Genomic DNA, 17,473 nt, shown 5'->3' with positions numbered 1-17,473 from the left:
AAAGGTGAGTGGTGTTGAGGAAAAAGAAGCCATTACTTAGTTTGACAGTCCTGATGGTCATATTTGGCATCATGGTCTCCATCCAGTTTAACTCTCTACAAAAGCCTAAAGTTCGCGATACTCGAGACGTTTGGGAATTAAGAGAGGATTTATCTGCATCTAAAAGTAAGGAACTGGATTTGTTGAAAGAAATTGATAAATATGATGAAATGCTAAAAAAGTATGGCAACCAAGAAGATCAATCCAAAGAATCACAATTAACAAAAACGTTGAAGGATTTGAAAGAAAAGGCTGGTTTTACAGAGGTAACGGGTGAAGGAGTCGAAATAGAAATTACTCAGCTTTTTTCTAAGGAACTTACCGGAGAAGAAGTCAAAAATATACCACCTGATCTTCTGAAAAAATTAATCAACGAAGCCAATATGTTTGGGGCAAAACATATTTCCATTAATGAACACCGGGTGATTAACACCAGTGTTATTCGAGATATTAATGGTACGACGAAAATGGATGGTTACAGCATAGATGGTGATACAGTCACGATTAAGATGGTCAGCGAGCAGGCCGATAAATTATACAGCCGTTTAAATGTATCAGATATTGGTGATTTGTTTGCTCAGGAAAATTTCAGTTTGAGTATTAGACCGCCGAAGAAAAAAATTCATTTAAAAGCATTTGACGGTACAATTCAATTAAATGAATTGAAGCCTCTTGACGATGTAAAGGAGGGAAAATCTTAATGTGGCTTCCTGTACTTGGTTTAATCATAGGAGTTGCGATCGGTTTCTTAACGAATTTTACGATACCGAATGAGTATTCTAACTATCTTTCCCTCGCTGTACTTGCTGCGCTTGATACATTGATTGGTGGAATCAGAGCACATCTGCAAGGGGCATACGATGAACTAGTGTTTGTATCAGGTTTCTTCTTTAATATTATACTCGCAATAAGTTTAGCTTTTCTGGGCGTCCATCTTGGTGTAGACTTGTATTTAGTCGGAATGTTTGCATTCGGTGTTAGATTGTTTCAAAATATCGCCGTTATTCGAAGAATTCTACTAACAAAATGGACAATTTCTAGAGAAAAAAAGAAAAAAAGTGAGTCATAAAAAAGGATATACATATGATGTAACGAATATTTTCAGTAATCCTAATAAAAAATGTTGATTTTTTAAGTTTTGTTACACACTTGTAAAAACACATTCATTGTATTGTTGTTCAGCAAATAATAGAATAGAAAGTATTGATATGTGAGGAGGTGCCATAGAATGAACAACAATGAAATTTACGTCAGCCTTGACATCGGTACATCCAATATAAAAGTCATCGTCGGAGAAATGGCGGATGATTCGCTTAACATTATAGGTGTTGGAAATGTCCCTTCAGAGGGGTTAAAAAAAGGATCGATTGTTGATATAGATGAAACAGTTCATTCTATTAGACAAGCATTTGAACAGGCTGAGAGAATGGTAGGTTTTCCTTTACAAAAGGCGATAGTCGGAATTAACGGAAACCACATTCATATTCAAAATACGAGCGGCGTGGTCGCAGTGTCTAGTGAAAATAAAGAAATACATGCTGAAGATGTGAGACGTGTCTTGGATGCTGCACAGGTAGTATCTATTCCGCAAGAACATCTCGTAGTAGACGTCATTCCGAGACAATTTATCGTCGACGGAAGAGATGAGATCACAGATCCGAAAAAAATGCTAGGTGTACGGCTAGAAGTGGATGGATCGTTAATCACAGGTTCTAAAACGATTCTACATAACTGGCTCCGATGTGTAGAGCGGGCTGGTATTGAAATTATGGATATTTGCTTGCAGCCACTCGCATCGGGTTCAGCAGCGTTATCGAAAGATGAAAAAAATCTAGGGGTAGCTCTTGTCGATATTGGCGGCGGCTCTACTACGATATCCGTATTTGAAAACGGGCATCTCTATTCTACTCACAGTATCCCATTGGGCGGAGAGAACATTACAAAAGATTTGTCTATAGGACTTAGAACTTCCACTGAAGAAGCTGAACGAATCAAAAAGCAATTTGGGCATGCATTCTATGATGAGGCATCGTCTGAGGAGACATTTGAAGTTTCCGTCATCGGTACGGACCAAAAACAGACGTATACACAACTTGAAGCAGCCAATATCATCGAAGCGCGATTGGAAGAGATTCTGCTTTTTGTGGCAGAGGAATTACGCAATATGGGTGTCCATGATTTGCCTGGCGGATTCGTTCTAACAGGTGGACAGGCAGCTATACCAGGTATCCTTTCTCTGGCACAAACGGTCTTACAAAACAATGTAAGAATCGCAAGTCCTAATTATATTGGGGTCAGGGAACCTCAATATATGACAGGAGTGGGCCTGATCCATTTTGCTTATCGCAATGCAAAGATTCAGGGCAGACAGGTTGGATTCCAAATGCCGGATGAAGCATTTCATGAAGTAGGCGCGTCCATGGAGCCGGTTTCTTCTACACCACAAGTAAAAGAAGCTCAGCCAAGAACGAAAGTGAAACAAAAAGCGCAACAAGAGACAAATAAAAAACCGGGCAAAATGAAAAAACTATTTAATATGTTCTGGGAATAGAACTAGATTTTCGACGGATTAGGAGGATTCAGCATGTTGGAGTTTGAAACAAATATAGACGGCCTAGCATCAATTAAAGTAATCGGTGTAGGTGGCGGCGGAAATAACGCTGTCAACCGAATGATTGAAAATGACGTACAGGGTGTCGATTTTATTGCAGTGAATACAGATGCACAGGCTTTAAACTTATCAAAAGCAGAAACAAAAATGCAAATCGGTGCTAAGCTGACAAGAGGGCTTGGAGCAGGTGCGAATCCTGAAGTCGGTAAAAAAGCTGCTGAAGAAAGCAAAGAACAAATTGAAGAAGTCCTAAAAGGCGCTGACATGGTCTTTGTGACAGCAGGTATGGGCGGTGGAACTGGTACGGGTGCTGCACCTGTCATTGCGAAAATCGCAAAAGATTCTGGAGCCTTGACAGTTGGAGTTGTGACTCGTCCTTTCACATTTGAAGGAAGAAAGCGTCAGCTTCAAGCAGTTGAAGGGATTGCTTCTATGAAAGAAGCAGTTGATACGTTAATCGTGATTCCAAACGATCGCCTGCTTGAAATTGTCGATAAAAACACGCCAATGCTTGAAGCATTCCGTGCAGCAGATAACGTGTTAAGACAAGGTGTTCAAGGGATCTCAGATCTCATTGCAACACCAGGTTTAATTAACCTTGACTTTGCTGACGTGAAAACGATCATGTCTAACAAAGGTTCAGCTCTTATGGGAATTGGTGTCGCAACAGGCGAAAACCGTGCTGCTGAAGCAGCGAAAAAAGCCATTTCTTCACCACTTCTTGAAACAGCGATTGATGGAGCACAAGGTGTTATCATGAATATTACTGGTGGTACGAACCTTAGTCTTTATGAGGTACAAGAAGCAGCGGATATTGTTGCATCAGCCTCTGATGAAGATGTCAACATGATCTTTGGATCTGTCATTAATGATAACTTGAAGGATGAAATTGTGGTCACAGTCATCGCAACCGGTTTTATTGAGCAAGAGCCGGAAGTGACAAAACCTCAAAGAAATCCATTAGGACAAGGATTAAAGCAAAATCAATCCATTCCACAAAAGCGTGAAGTAAAACGTGAGGAACATCAGCAAACATCATCACAACCAAGACAAAATACACAGTCAAGTGATGATACATTGGATATCCCAACGTTCTTACGTAACCGCAACAAACGATAAGCAAGCACGATTCATCCCCTTCCTTTGGAAGGGGTTTTTTTATGTCTGCATGGTGAGAAGATCCTGAGCCTGATTGATATAAAAGTCTTGTTTCCGACGTGTTATTTGGAACTATCGTATGTGTTTTGGTTTGAGCCTTTTAAGTCAAAAGAATCATTTTTAATTCCCTTTACAAAAAACGACAAAATGTTGAACTTTATTTGACTACATTAATGAGAACACCATGAAACTTGTCATGATCAAAAAGAAGGGGGAGGGCCAGGATACACACTGTTTGACCATTTGAGGAGGAGGGATTTTATTGAAAGTGAAGTTTCGCAAAACCGCCGTCTATCGTTTCATGAGTCTTTTGGTGATAGGTACTTTAACGATGACAAGCTTTGGGATGGTTCAAGCAAAATCGACTTCTACCTCATATCAGGAGGAAGCCGTTTCCTCTAAGACAACAAAAGCCAAGATTTCTTCGAGATTAAAGAAGCAGTTTCAAAAGGAAGATAAGGTGACCTTCTTAGTCAAAATGAAGGAACAAACGAATGTACAAAAAGTAGCAAAAGAAGCTGTATCAAAAGCAAAAAAACAAAAATTAACTGCGGCTAAAACGCAGTACACAAAAAGATCAGCCGTTGTATCTGAGCTGAGAGCAACATCTGATGAAACGCAGCAAGCGCTCCTAGCGTATTTACAAAAGGAAAAAAAGAATAAGCAAGTGAAAGATATTCATTCCTACTATATTGTGAATGGTCTAGCTGTGACGGCAACAAAAGAAGTGATGGAAAAGGTTGCTTCTTTTCCAGAAGTAGCTCAAGTGCTGCCGAATGAAACTCGTCAACTTCATCGTCCTGTTGATTTGAAGCATGCTAAGCCAAACAAACAAATCAAAGCAGTAGATGGAATCGAATGGAATATTGCTCAGGTGCATGCACCAGAAGCGTGGGATTTAGGCTATGACGGGACCGGAACCGTTGTGGCAAGTATTGATACAGGTGTCGAATGGGATCATCCTGCGCTAAAAGAAAAATACCGCGGGTTTGATCCTGCTCGTCCGAACGAACCATCTCATGAACTGAATTGGTATGATGCCACGACAGGCTCTGAAGTCCCTTATGATGACTTGGAGCACGGGACCCATGTGACAGGCACAATGGTTGGTTCTGAGCCAGATGGAAAAAATCAAATTGGGGTCGCACCGGGAGCAGAATGGATTGCAGTGAAAGCTTTTTCAGAAGATGGCGGTACAGATGCTGATCTGTTAGATGCCGGTGAGTGGATTTTAGCCCCGAAAGATCAAAACGGAAATCCTCACCCAGAAAAGGCACCCGATGTTGTGAATAATTCGTGGGGCGGTGGGCCGGGTCTTGATGATTGGTATAAAGATGTAGTGAATGCTTGGAGAGCAGCAGACATCTTTCCAGAATTTTCAGCCGGTAATACCGATTTATTCAATCCAGGTGGTGCGGGTTCGATTGCAAATCCTGCTAACTATCAAGAAGCCTTTGCTACAGGCGCAACAGATCATGACAACAAGTTAGGGTCTTTCTCCCTTCAGGGTCCTTCTCCATATGGCGTAATGAAACCAGATATTGCGGCTCCGGGAGTAAACATTCGTTCTTCGATCCCGGGAAAAGGATATGAGGATGGGTGGAATGGTACATCGATGGCAGGTCCGCATGTCTCAGCTGTTGTTCTTCTTCTTCGCCAAGTGCAATCAGACCTTTCTGTTGATGAAATTCAGCAAATTCTCATTGAGACAGCGAAACCACTGACAGATCAGCAATTTCCTGAATCCCCTAACAACGGTTATGGGGCAGGGTTAGTTGATGCAAGAGAGGCGATTACTGCTTTAACCAATGGAATCGGTACGATTGAAGGTCAGGTGACAAAAGAAGGAGAAGATACAGAACCACCTGTTTTTTCACATAAAGGTCCGAATGAAATTTTTGCTGCAACGCCAACCCCATTAACCATCACTGCAGAAGATGGGATAGCAGTGACAAATGTTTCTTTGACTTACCGAGTAGATCAAGGTGAGTGGGAGACGTTGCAAGCCAACCGCACGGATGGAAATCATTTAAAAGGAACCTATACGGTGCAGCTCCCTGAACTTGAGGGGGAAAACGTGACATACCGATGGATTGTGAAAGATTTTGGAGAAAATGAAGCGGCATCAGATTCTTATACACTTCCAATTAAAACATCCATCACCACTGGCTACTCACAAGATTTTGAAGCATGGCCAAGTGGATGGTTCAGTGGTGGAACAAAAGATCCGTGGCAGTGGGGAAAACCGTCCACAGGTCCAAAACAAGCATTTAGCGGGGAACATGTCTACGCCACCAATTTAGACAGTCCTTATGAAAATAAAACGGACGCCAATTTGTCTATGCCGCTCATTGCTGTACCAGATTCAGGTTCTTCCTACCTGCAATATCAATACTGGCATGATCTCGAAGCCAATTATGATTATGTGCATGTCTATGTACAGCCAGAGGGTGAAGACGCCGTTCAAGTGACAGCTTATACGGGGAAAACAAATGCGTGGACAGCAGGCGAAGTTGATTTATCTGCTTATAAAGGTCAAAAAGTGAGAGTCCTGTTTCAGATAAGAACAGATGGCAGTGTCACTAAAGATGGCTTTTATTTAGATGATGTGAAAATCACAGATGAGGCTTTGTCTCAACAAGCCAAGAACCAGCTAGGTGTAATCAAAAAAGAAAAATCCACAAGCCAGAATAAGAAATCAGTTGATCCAAAAAAGGCAAAGCCTGCTAAAGTAAAAAATAAACATGTACACATTCAAAAGCAAAACAGTCATGATGCTCCGTCTATTCAAGCTCTTCCAATGAGAGCGCAAATCAGTGTTCTAGAAAGCGGAAAATCAACTTCCACCGATGAAGCGACAGGGAAATATCAGCTGTCTCAAGGAGCAGGAGAATGGACAGTGAAAGCGGAAGCTTACGGCTTTGAATCACGGTCCCAAAAAGTCAAAGTGGCATCAAAAGAAACAGCAGAAGCGAATTTCTCCTTACAGCCGCTAGAGAAACGAACGATCTCCGGCACGGTCGTCAATGAAACAACTGGTGAAAAGGTGAAGAATGCAACTGTTTATCTTGTGGAGGACGCAAAAATTGAGCCGGTGAAAACAGATGAATCCGGTGAATTTTCTCTAGAGGCATTAAGCGGTGTCTATACAGTCAAAATTTTTGCGAAGGGGTTTAAAGGCCATACGTTTACAGCGGATGTGACGGAAAAGCCACTTGAAAAGTCAGTGAAACTTGAGCCTTTTATCGGTTTTCCGGGGGAGATTGGCTACGATGATGGAACGGCTGAGAATGCACGGGCTTTCTACGATCCTGGCAATGGCTGGGCTGTGAAGTTTTCATTAGAAAAAGGAAAGAAACAAGCACAAGTCACAGGTGGTCTTTTCCGGTTTTGGACATCAGAATGGCCAGCTCCTGGAGGCGATGAATTTGCTGTTGAAGTATATGATGCTTCTGGGAAGGGTGGCGCACCAGGTGAGAAAATCGCAGGACCTTTAAAAGCAAATGCGCTGCGTAATGGTGAATGGACAAAAGTAGATTTAGAAGATCAAGCCATTACAGTGGATGGCGATTTCTATCTTGTTTATATTCAAACGAAAAAGAATACCGAATCTCCGGGACTTGCCACAGATGAAGATGGCCCTAATGCTGAAAGAAGCTGGCAGCTGACGAGCGGTGCTTTCTCTCCTTCTCCGAAAGAAGAGGGGAATTATATGATTCGTGCGCTCGTAAACTATGAAGCAGATGTACCAGAAATCACTTCTCCAAAGAAAGGAACCATAACAAATCAAGGTGAATTGACGATTGAAGGCACAGCTTCTCCGGGTCTCGATGTTGCCATTTATCAGAATGATGAAGAGGTGGCCAACGTCAAATTAGATGAGTCGGGTACTTTCAAAGAAAATGTATCTGTTCCAAGTGGAGAGCATGTCTTCACGGCGGCGACTGTAACGGATAAAGGCTCAACAAAACATTCCAATCCAGTCAAGGTGATCATCGATCAAACAGCACCGACATTGACCATTGATACACCGAAAAATGGCGACAAGTCTAATAGAGAATCACTCACGGTGGAAGGGAAAGTAGCGGATGATTATCTAGATCAAGTCACAGTCAATGGAAAAAAAGCGACTGTAAAGGATGGGGCATATTCTGCAAGGGTGCTGCTTGAGAACGGGAAAAATACAATCAAAGTGACAGCAAAAGATGCGGCTGGAAACAAAACGACTAAAAAGGTCGACATCGATGTACAATATGATGCACCTGTCATTTCTGAATTAACGCCAAAAGACAATATGAATCTATCATCAGGTGAATCGGTTAAGATTTCATTTAAAAGCAGGGAAAAGCTAGATGCCACCTTTGTTCTTCATATGCCGCTGACAAATGCTAGATCAAAACTTCAAAACACAACCGAACTGCCGATTCGTGAAGTAGCACCGGGAACGTATGAAGGGTACTGGACGGCGACATCTATTGCGAAAGCAAAAGGTGCAGTGATTGAAGTCATTGTCAAAGATGATTATGGAAATGTCACAAGACAGAAGGCAGAAGGAACACTCACCATCAATGAGAAAGAATGACAGCGAAAAAGACACGACTCTTCGGAGCGTGTCTTTTTTTGTGCAATTGATAGAGGAGACACTTGTCCAACAAATCATTCCGATGTTCTTTCTGTTTCATACGTCGACAAAAACGATAACAATCCACCAAAAGTTCTCTATCATCCCCTACAAGAATTGACAGACTTCCATCCGATGACTGTTTTATACTGGTACAAACAAGTGCAAGTACTGCTTTTGATTCTTTGTTTCAGATGAAAGGAGCAGAAGGTGGTCATTTATTTAGATGTCATTTGGCTGTTAAACTTTTGTTTTGATCTATTGCTGCTCTTACTCACGGCATTTATTCTCAAACGACAAGTGAAAAAAAGGCGATATATGTTAGGAGCTCTCATTGGATCGAGCATTGTTCTCTTGCTCTTTACGCCATTTGCAATGATTGTGTCGCACCCTTTAGGCAAACTGCTTTTTTCTGTCTTGATCGTGCTTGGAACCTTTGGCTTTCAAAGATTTCGTTCCTTTTTTCAAAATCTGTTTGCTTTTTACTTTGTCACATTTTTGATGGGAGGGGGCATGATCGGGGTTCATTCGTTTTTGCAGACAAATACAGTTATTCAAGATGGACTGCTTATTTCACAAAATGATGGATTTGGTGATCCCATTAGCTGGCTTTTTGTTCTCACTGGCTTTCCGGCCATTTGGCTGTTTTCAAAGAAACGATTAGGAGAGGTTGGTGCGAAAAAAAGACAATATGACGAACAAGTACTTGTGGAGATCCACATTCAAGGAGAAACGATCCGCTTAAATGGTCTGGTCGATTCTGGAAATCAGCTGTATGATCCATTGACGAAAACACCTGTCATGATCGTCCAGCTCGATCAGCTCACATCTATTTTCGGAGAGCCATTTATAGAAAAAATGAAACAGTTTCATCCTGTTGAAGTGATGCAAAAGCTTGATGATTTTCCGCTGCTTGATCGTTTAAGACTCGTTCCATATCGCGCAGTCGGTCATGATCACGGGTTTCTACTATGCTTTAAACCAGATACGGTCGTCCTGTATACAAAAACGCATATGATCCAGCCAGCGAAGTGTTTTGTTGGGATGAGTCTAAGTGGATTATCAGCAGATCAGGAATTTCAATCCATCATTCATCCAGAGATGTTAGACGGAAAAATGATACAAGGGGTGTCGTAGTTTTTTTGTGATGTCTTTTATCTTACGAAGTCAACTGGACATTTAGAAGGGAGAAGAAGATGAAAAAATTAAAATTTAAACTCACTTACTACTGGTATAAACTCCTCATGAAGCTAGGGCTAAAGAGTGATGAAATTTATTATATTGGTGGAAGTGAGGCACTGCCTCCGCCATTATCAAAGGATGAAGAACAAGAATTGCTCGTTAAATTACCTAAAGGTGATCAAACAGCAAGAGCCATTTTGATCGAAAGAAATTTGCGATTGGTCGTTTATATCGCAAGAAAATTTGAAAACACAGGCATTAACATTGAGGATTTGATTAGTATCGGAACGATAGGCCTCATCAAGGCAGTAAATACGTTCAATCCAGAAAAAAAGATCAAACTGGCCACATATGCGTCTAGATGTATTGAAAATGAAATTTTGATGTATTTGCGCCGAAATAATAAAATCCGTTCAGAAGTATCCTTTGATGAACCGCTTAACATCGACTGGGACGGTAATGAACTGCTTTTATCAGATGTACTTGGGACAGATGATGATATTATCACCCGAGATATTGAAGCAAATGTCGATAAAAAATTACTGAAAAAGGCGCTAGAACAATTAAACGATCGTGAAAAACAAATTATGGAACTGAGATTCGGTTTAGTTGGCGGTGAAGAAAAAACCCAAAAAGATGTTGCCGACATGCTTGGTATTTCTCAGTCCTATATTTCAAGGCTCGAAAAAAGAATTATTAAACGATTGCAAAAAGAATTTAATAAGATGGTCTAAAAAAAATTTTTTGAAAGCTTTATCCCTGTACTGTCAAAGGGATCACCATTTTTTCACATCTTTCTCGTCGTAGACCGTGCATATTTTTCCATCCCACGGAGATACTGAACTTTGTACAACAGCTCCTGTAGGGAGGGAAAAAAGTGTCCAGAAATAAAGTGGAAATCTGCGGAGTCGACACCTCCAAACTGCCTGTTCTGAAAAACGACGAGATGAGAAAATTATTCAGACAGCTGCAAGATGAAGGTGATGATACAGCAAGAGAAAAGCTAGTTAATGGCAATTTGCGGTTGGTTTTAAGTGTGATTCAGCGTTTTAACAACAGAGGCGAGTATGTTGATGATCTCTTCCAAGTAGGCTGTATCGGATTAATGAAATCAATTGATAATTTTGATTTAAGCCACAATGTCAGATTTTCAACTTATGCGGTCCCTATGATCATAGGAGAAATCCGTCGATACTTGCGCGATAACAACCCTATCCGGGTGTCTCGTTCACTAAGAGATATTGCCTATAAGGCGCTTCAAGTCCGTGAGAGACTAATTAGTGAGACAAGCAAGGAACCAACGGCAGAAGACATTGCCAAAGTGTTAGAAGTCCCTCATGAGGAAATTGTTTTTGCCCTAGATGCCATTCAAGATCCTGTTTCTTTGTTTGAACCGATTTATAATGACGGAGGAGATCCGATTTATGTGATGGATCAAATTAGTGATGAACGGAACAAAGATACACAATGGGTAGAAGAATTGGCCTTAAAAGAGGGAATGCGCAGATTGAATGATCGAGAAAAAATGATTCTTCGTAAACGCTTTTTCCAAGGCAAAACACAAATGGAAGTGGCAGAAGAAATCGGCATTTCTCAAGCACAAGTATCAAGGCTTGAAAAAGCAGCAATCAAACAAATGAATAAAAATATTTTTTAAAGCCGCCGCTGATGTGCGGCTTTTTTCATTCTTTTTAGAGAACCCATCTCTAGTATTGACTCTGTTATTTTTTTCATTTAATCTGTTTTTAACAAATGTTATTTGAAATATCATTTGTGAGGGAATAGAGAAGCGGAAAGAAGGGTTATTATGACATTCCATGATGAAAGAAGGCTGCTCATTAAGGTTGCGCATATGTACTATGAAGAAGGCGCCACTCAATCTAAAATTGCAGAAGCTGTTGGGGTTAGCCGTTCGCTCATATCGAAATATTTGGCAAAAGCACGTGAAGCAGGAATCGTGGAAATCATTATTCATGATGAAGTAAATCAACAATATGGTTCGTTAGAAAGAAAAATAGAGCGAAAATACGGGCTGCGAGAAGTCGTGTGTGTGGAATCTCTCAGTCAAGAAACAACAAAAAGTCGGATAGGAGCTGCGGCTGCGGGCTTTTTATTAAAAGTCATGAAGGATGGACAAGTCATCGGTTTTTCATCAGGGACAACCTTGCATGAAATGGCGAAAGCGCTTACGTCTGTTCAGCATTTTCCGTCTGTAACATTTGTTCCGCTAGTCGGAGGCGTCGGAAATGAAGATGTTGATATTCATGCCAACTATATTATTGGAAGATGCTCAGAAGCACTCAAATCCAAATGTGAGTTTTTACATGTGCCTGTCATGCTTGATACGAAAGAAGCGAAAGATGTACTCATTAGACAGCCGTCGATCAAAAAAGTCATTGAATTAGGAGAATCATCAAATATCGCAGTCGTAGGAATAGGCGGGGTTCCGCAACATTCAACGATGGTGAAATCCTATATGACAAGTGGTGAGGAAGATATCCTGCAAGCGAAAGATGTCGCGGGTGACATTTGTTATAACTTTATTGATCATAAAGGTGAAGTGTATCCGCATCCGTGGAACGACCGGGTGATGGGGATCAGTCCTCAAAAATTGAAAGAGATCCCGCTTGTGATTGGTGTCGCTGGAGGAGAAGAAAAAATTGAAGCGATCAGGGCAGCGTTAGAAGGTGGATTAATTCATGTGTTAATTACAGATGAACAAACCGGAGATGCCCTATTAAAGTAACTACCTAAGCCGATTAGGTAGTTTTTTTGAGTCTTTAGACTCAAAAAGATTGAAAATTTTATCGATTTTATCTTGACACAAAGTTGACACATCATATAAACTAAGTTCATAACAAATGATAAATAAAATAACAAATGTTACAAGAAACAGATTTTTGTTAATTTTTATAACATTTGTTAAAAGTTTCAGATTATTTTTCTAGCAATCTATTGTGAAGCAAGAAAACCTGAAAGGATGATTTAGATGTCAATTTATCAACAATTGTTAGCACGAGAACGCAGCGGAGATCCAATCAAAGTTGGGATTATCGGGGCAGGCCAAATGGGCTTTGGACTCATTTCACAAATTTCTAAAATTCCAGGTATGATTGTCGCAGGTGTTTGTGATATTCATCTTAGTGCAGCTGAGAAAGCAGCGAATTTTTACAAGCAGCATGCAAAACCACATCAAATGGTCGTCACAAATGATTACAGAGAAGTGATTCAATCAGATTCTGTGGAAGTCGTTGTGGATGCAACAGGTGTTCCAGAGGTCGGAGCAAACATTTCTTTGGAAGCGCTTAATTCAAAAAAACATCTCGTTCTTTTAAATGTAGAAGTCGATATTACGATCGGTTTGGTCATGCATAAATTATTCACGAATGCAGGACTTGTTTACTCTGGATCAGCTGGAGATGAACCAGCAGCAACGCTAGAACTATATGAATTTGCAAAAACAATGGGGCTTGAAGTATTGGTTGCTGGAAAAGGTAAGAACAACCCATTCTTCCCAGAAGCAAACCCAGATACGTGTAAAGCTGAAGCAGATAGTAAACATATGAGTGCCCACATGCTGGCAGCATTCCAAGACGGAACAAAAACGATGGCAGAAATGAACCTATTAAGTAATGCAACAGGACTTTTGCCTGATAAAGTCGGCATGCACGGAGTAGAAGCGAATTTAGAAAATGTAGCAGATAAATTAAATCAAAAACAGCAAGGCGGCGTACTGGATAACTTCGGAGTCGTTGAATATGTAAACGGACTGGCACCAGGTGTCTTTGTCATCGTCAAGAGTGATCTTGAGCCAGTAGATGAAGAACTTCGCTACTTAAAAGTTGGAAAAGGTCCTCACTACACACTGTATCGTCCTTTCCACTTAGCAAGTCTTGAAACACCAGTGACGATCGCAAAAGCAGTCTTACAACACGATTCTTCAATCCATCCAATTGGTGTACCAGTATCAGAAACTGTCGCTGTGGCGAAAAGAGATATTAAAGCAGGAGAAACACTTGATGGTATTGGCGGATACTCCGTAAGAGGTGTACTTGAAACACATCAAGACATGAAAGCGAACGGCCACATCCCAATTGGCTTAATCAGCGGAAAAGTGGTAGCGAAAAAAGATATCAAATTGGGGCAATTCTTATCTCATGATGATGTAGAACTTGATGCAAACACAACGGTCTGGAAGCTGCGTTCATTACAAGATCACTTATTTCAATCATAAGGACGTGAGGCTATGGAAAAATTAGCAATCGTACTTTGTATCATTCTAATTGTGCAGTATGGTTTATCGTTTATTCAAATCAAGTACTACCGCAAAAGCATGGATTCACTGATTGACGACTATAAAGGGAAACAAGGCTATCACTTGTTTTCAGGAATGGAGCGGCGCAAATTTGGTCCTGGAGCCATTGCGCTCATCATTGTCGATGAATCATACATCATTCAAAAGTGTCATGTGCTGGGTGGCGTCTCGATTTTGTCTAAATTTAAGGAACTGCCTTCCTATGAAGGAAAACATGTGGGGGCTGTGCTTGATGAGCATCACATGATGAAACAAACATTGAAAAAGCGCAAAAGGGGACCAGCTGTCATGCAAGCACTTTCCATGGCAGCGGAGCAGGCGCTTGTCTCGATTTCTAAAAAAAATATAACAAATGTGAACTAAGAAAGGGGAGATGAAACATGGAATGGATTCAATGGTTTGGAGAGCACTTTATCGGGATGTTTGAAGCCGGCGGAAAGCAGTTCATGGGTCTTGTTACAGGTATCGTTCCAACGCTTGTTGTGTTACTTACTTTCACTTATGCTGTCATGAAGTTTATTGGAGAAGAGCGAGTGAATAGAGCGATTCAGTTTGCAGCGAAATATACCATTTTGCGCTATACGTTAATGCCGATCTTATCCGTTCTTATTTTGACAAACCCAATGGCTTATACGTTTGGCCGCTTCTTACCTGAAAAACAAAAACCAGCATTCTATGATTCAGCTGTTTCATTTGTTCATCCGGTAACATCACTGTTCCCGTATGCCAACGCAGGAGAGCTGTTTGTCTACTTAGGAATTGCGAACGGGATTAAAGAAGCTGGATACTCTATGTCAGAGCTGGCTGTTCGTTACTTCTTAGTCGGGATCGTTGTCATTTTACTTCGCGGAATCATTACGGAATGGATCACAAAGTACTTAGCAGGAAAAATGAAAGCGAATTCACAATAGGGGAGGGTTAGACATGACAAACCACAAAGTATTTGTTGCAAAAGGTGCTGGCGGATGGGGAAAAGGATTAGAGCTTGAACCAACCGGTAAAAGAAGAAAGGTCGTTTCCATTACAGGAGGAGGCATTCACCCAGTTGCACGTAAAATTGCAGAAATGACAGGGACAGAAGCATGTGATGGCTTTAAAAATTCTATACCAGAAGATGAAATGATGTGTGTTGTCATTGACTGCGGAGGAACAGCGCGAATTGGGCTTTATCCAATGAAACGCATTCCAACTGTCGATGTGCTGGCATCCTCTCCTTCTGGACCGCTTGCAAAACACATTACAGAGGATATCTTCGTATCAGGTGTCACAGAAAAAGATATTTCCTTTGCGGAAGCATCTGATAGTGAAGGAAATGTAGAAGGTCAAGAAAGCAGCGGCCCAATTGACAAAGAGAATTTCAAAGAAACCTATTCAAAATTGAAAGAGGAAAATATCGAACGTCAAGAAAAAGGGAATTTCCTCATGAGATTCTCAAGAGGAATCGGAAAAGTAACCGGCACATTCTATCAAGCTGGTCGTGATTCTGTTGATATGCTCCTTAAAAACATTATTCCATTCATGGCCTTTGTCAGTATGTTAATTGGAATTATCAATTATACAAAAATCGGTGATCTTATTGCCCATTTCCTTTCACCTTTGGCAGGATCTTTATGGGGGCTCTTACTACTCGTTGTTGTCTGTACCTTACCGTTCCTATCGCCTGTCTTAGGACCTGGGGCAGTCATCGCACAAGTCATCGGTGTACTGATTGGTAGTCAAATTGCACTAGGGAACATTCCGCCTCAATTTGCTCTTCCAGCACTGTTTGCGATCAACGGTCAAGTAGGGTGTGACTTTATCCCGGTTGGGCTATCACTTGGTGAAGCGAAGCCGGAAACGGTACAATATGGGGTACCAGCTGTTTTGTATAGCCGTCTCATTACAGGCGTTCTATCTGTTGTGATCGCATACGTTGCCAGCTTCGGTATGTATTAAACGTATTAAAGGAGGAATCGAGATACATGGTAACACAATCTGTCGTAAAAGAAATTGGGATCTTAGTCCCGCAGTTTAAAGAAGATAAGCTGATTGTTTTATTTGGACCAGCAGCGCCGCAGGAATTAAGAGATATGTCTGTCATTCATGAGTTTGAACACTTAGAAGAAGAGCCGCTGAAATTAGGCGGAACGATTCAAGTGGGCGACCAAACGTATACCATTACTGCTTTAGGCAATAAAGCAAATGACAACTTTAAGGAACTCGGCCATATTTCGATCTACTTCCAAGAGCCGTTTGATGATGTATTACCGGGAGCTGTCTTTGCATCCCCGCATACGTTTCCTGATATTAAAGAAGGCGTACGAATTGAAATTTCGTAACCATGGAAAAAGCTGTTCCTTATAGGGAGCAGCTTTTTTGCGTTAGGTTTACTGATTGAAACATTTGCGATATGCTGTAGACGTTATTATTTGTATATTCAGAATTTTTATTCAGGAGGAAAAGATGTGTCGCTTGACTTGAAGGATGTTTCTTTAAAACGAAATGGAAAATGGCTGCTTCGTTCTATTGACTGGCAGGTGAAAAACCAGGAACACTGGGTGCTTTATGGTTTAAATGGTGCTGGGAAAACGGCTTTATTAAATATGCTTTGCTCATATTATTTTCCAACGTCAGGTGAGATGACGGTGTTAGGCCATGTGTTTGGCAAGGAAGCGCTTGGTGAAAAACTAAGGAAGAAAATTGGTCTCATCTCTGCTGGTCTTGAAAAGAAGCTGCACAGAGATGACAATGCATTTGAAATTGTTTTGAGCGGGGCATTTGCTTCCATCGGACTTTATGAAACACCGACAGATGAGATAAGAGAGAAGGCGATTGATTTATTAAAAACATTTGGCTCATTTCAATATGCCAATCGCACGTATGAAACCCTGTCGCAAGGGGAGAAACAAAAAGTGCTCATCGCAAGAGCTTTAATGAATGATCCGAAGCTTCTAATCTTAGATGAACCTGTGACGGGTCTTGATTTTTTAGCAAGAGAACAAGTGCTGGAGACGATCTCATTGATTGCATCAAAACCAGATGCGCCCACATTGCTCTATACGACCCACCATGCAGAAGAGATTCTCCCGATTTTTCAGCACACTTTATTATTAAAAGAAGGTACTGTTTTTCATAAAGGGGAGACAAAGCAGATGATGACAAGTGACTTGCTTTCTTCCTTTTTTGAATGTCCAGTTGAAGTCATGTGGCAAAACGGCCGCCCTCACTTAAGTAAATTGTAGATAAGAGAAACTATTGGTCTGCTTCCCTGCTTTTCCATCATACATATTATAGTAGAAAACGAAAGGCGGGGAAGGACAGATGATCAGTATTTCTGAATTCCAAATCAAAGATGTCGTCGATGTGTCGAGCGGAAAAAAATTAGGTACTATTGGAGACATCGATATCAATGTCACGAGCGGTAAAATACAAGCGATTATCATAGGCGGTACAGGTAAAATGATGGGATTTTTCGGAAAAGAAGAGGAAATGATTGTCCCGTGGCGAAATATAGTAAAAATTGGCGAAGATGTGATACTTGTCCGTTTGTCTTCTTAAAATTCGTATA

Annotated in this window: 16 protein-coding genes; all 16 read left to right on the top strand. The window is 41.0% G+C overall.

The window, feature by feature from the left end:
• The first annotated feature begins 14 nt into the window (after positions 1-14).
• The gene (locus tag FBF75_RS02060; RefSeq protein ID WP_046343486.1) at positions 15-740 is read left to right on the top strand and encodes a DUF881 domain-containing protein; all 726 of its coding nucleotides are present in this window, start codon (positions 15-17) and stop codon (positions 738-740) included.
• Positions 740-1,108 carry a small basic family protein gene (locus FBF75_RS02055; RefSeq protein ID WP_003210988.1) on the top strand — a complete coding sequence of 123 codons (369 nt, stop codon included), beginning with the start codon at positions 740-742 and terminating at the stop codon, positions 1,106-1,108. The genes FBF75_RS02060 and FBF75_RS02055 overlap by 1 nt, the downstream gene beginning before the upstream one ends.
• 159 nt (positions 1,109-1,267) lie before the next feature.
• Positions 1,268-2,590 carry a cell division protein FtsA gene (gene ftsA, locus FBF75_RS02050; protein ID WP_136944396.1) on the top strand — a complete coding sequence of 441 codons (1,323 nt, stop codon included), beginning with the start codon at positions 1,268-1,270 and terminating at the stop codon, positions 2,588-2,590.
• A 33-nt stretch (positions 2,591-2,623) separates the two neighbouring features.
• Positions 2,624-3,769: a cell division protein FtsZ gene (gene ftsZ, locus FBF75_RS02045; protein WP_007499752.1), complete on the top strand. Its 1,146-nt coding sequence runs from the start codon at positions 2,624-2,626 to the stop codon at positions 3,767-3,769.
• Positions 3,770-4,070: 301 nt separating this feature from the next.
• Positions 4,071-8,390 carry a S8 family peptidase gene (locus FBF75_RS02040; RefSeq protein WP_136944395.1) on the top strand — a complete coding sequence of 1,440 codons (4,320 nt, stop codon included), beginning with the start codon at positions 4,071-4,073 and terminating at the stop codon, positions 8,388-8,390.
• Positions 8,391-8,639: 249 nt separating this feature from the next.
• Entirely contained in the window at positions 8,640-9,566 is a 927-nt protein-coding gene (gene spoIIGA / locus FBF75_RS02035) for a sigma-E processing peptidase SpoIIGA (protein ID WP_048002851.1), read from the top strand.
• A 59-nt stretch (positions 9,567-9,625) separates the two neighbouring features.
• Positions 9,626-10,345 (top strand): RNA polymerase sporulation sigma factor SigE, encoded by a 720-nt coding sequence (gene sigE, locus FBF75_RS02030; RefSeq protein ID WP_007499746.1) that lies wholly within the window; start codon positions 9,626-9,628, stop codon positions 10,343-10,345.
• Between the two features lie 143 nt (positions 10,346-10,488).
• Positions 10,489-11,268, top strand: coding sequence for an RNA polymerase sporulation sigma factor SigG (sigG, locus tag FBF75_RS02025; RefSeq protein ID WP_003211879.1), 780 nt, complete (start codon positions 10,489-10,491; stop codon positions 11,266-11,268).
• A 150-nt stretch (positions 11,269-11,418) separates the two neighbouring features.
• The gene (locus FBF75_RS02020) at positions 11,419-12,357 is read left to right on the top strand and encodes a sugar-binding transcriptional regulator (protein ID WP_007499742.1); all 939 of its coding nucleotides are present in this window, start codon (positions 11,419-11,421) and stop codon (positions 12,355-12,357) included.
• Between the two features lie 243 nt (positions 12,358-12,600).
• Positions 12,601-13,845, top strand: coding sequence for an NAD(P)H-dependent oxidoreductase (locus tag FBF75_RS02015; protein WP_025207299.1), 1,245 nt, complete (start codon positions 12,601-12,603; stop codon positions 13,843-13,845).
• Between the two features lie 12 nt (positions 13,846-13,857).
• Entirely contained in the window at positions 13,858-14,289 is a 432-nt protein-coding gene (locus FBF75_RS02010) for a transcriptional regulator GutM (protein WP_008354650.1), read from the top strand.
• A gap of 17 nt (positions 14,290-14,306) precedes the next feature.
• Positions 14,307-14,837 (top strand): PTS glucitol/sorbitol transporter subunit IIC, encoded by a 531-nt coding sequence (gene srlA, locus FBF75_RS02005; RefSeq protein WP_003210918.1) that lies wholly within the window; start codon positions 14,307-14,309, stop codon positions 14,835-14,837.
• Positions 14,838-14,850: 13 nt separating this feature from the next.
• Entirely contained in the window at positions 14,851-15,861 is a 1,011-nt protein-coding gene (gene srlE, locus FBF75_RS02000; protein WP_024720315.1) for a PTS glucitol/sorbitol transporter subunit IIB, read from the top strand.
• A 26-nt stretch (positions 15,862-15,887) separates the two neighbouring features.
• Positions 15,888-16,244: a PTS glucitol/sorbitol transporter subunit IIA gene (locus FBF75_RS01995; protein ID WP_007499733.1), complete on the top strand. Its 357-nt coding sequence runs from the start codon at positions 15,888-15,890 to the stop codon at positions 16,242-16,244.
• Between the two features lie 126 nt (positions 16,245-16,370).
• On the top strand, positions 16,371-17,147 hold the full coding sequence (locus FBF75_RS01990) for an ABC transporter ATP-binding protein (protein ID WP_019743283.1): 777 nt from the start codon (positions 16,371-16,373) through the stop codon (positions 17,145-17,147).
• Between the two features lie 79 nt (positions 17,148-17,226).
• Entirely contained in the window at positions 17,227-17,463 is a 237-nt protein-coding gene (locus FBF75_RS01985) for a YlmC/YmxH family sporulation protein (RefSeq protein WP_008344958.1), read from the top strand.
• Positions 17,464-17,473 lie beyond the last annotated feature (10 nt).

It is taken from the genome of Bacillus sp. S2(2019), assembly GCF_005144805.1.
GTDB lineage: Bacteria > Bacillota > Bacilli > Bacillales > Bacillaceae > Bacillus > Bacillus altitudinis.
This window is presented reverse-complemented; position numbering and strand designations above follow the sequence as displayed.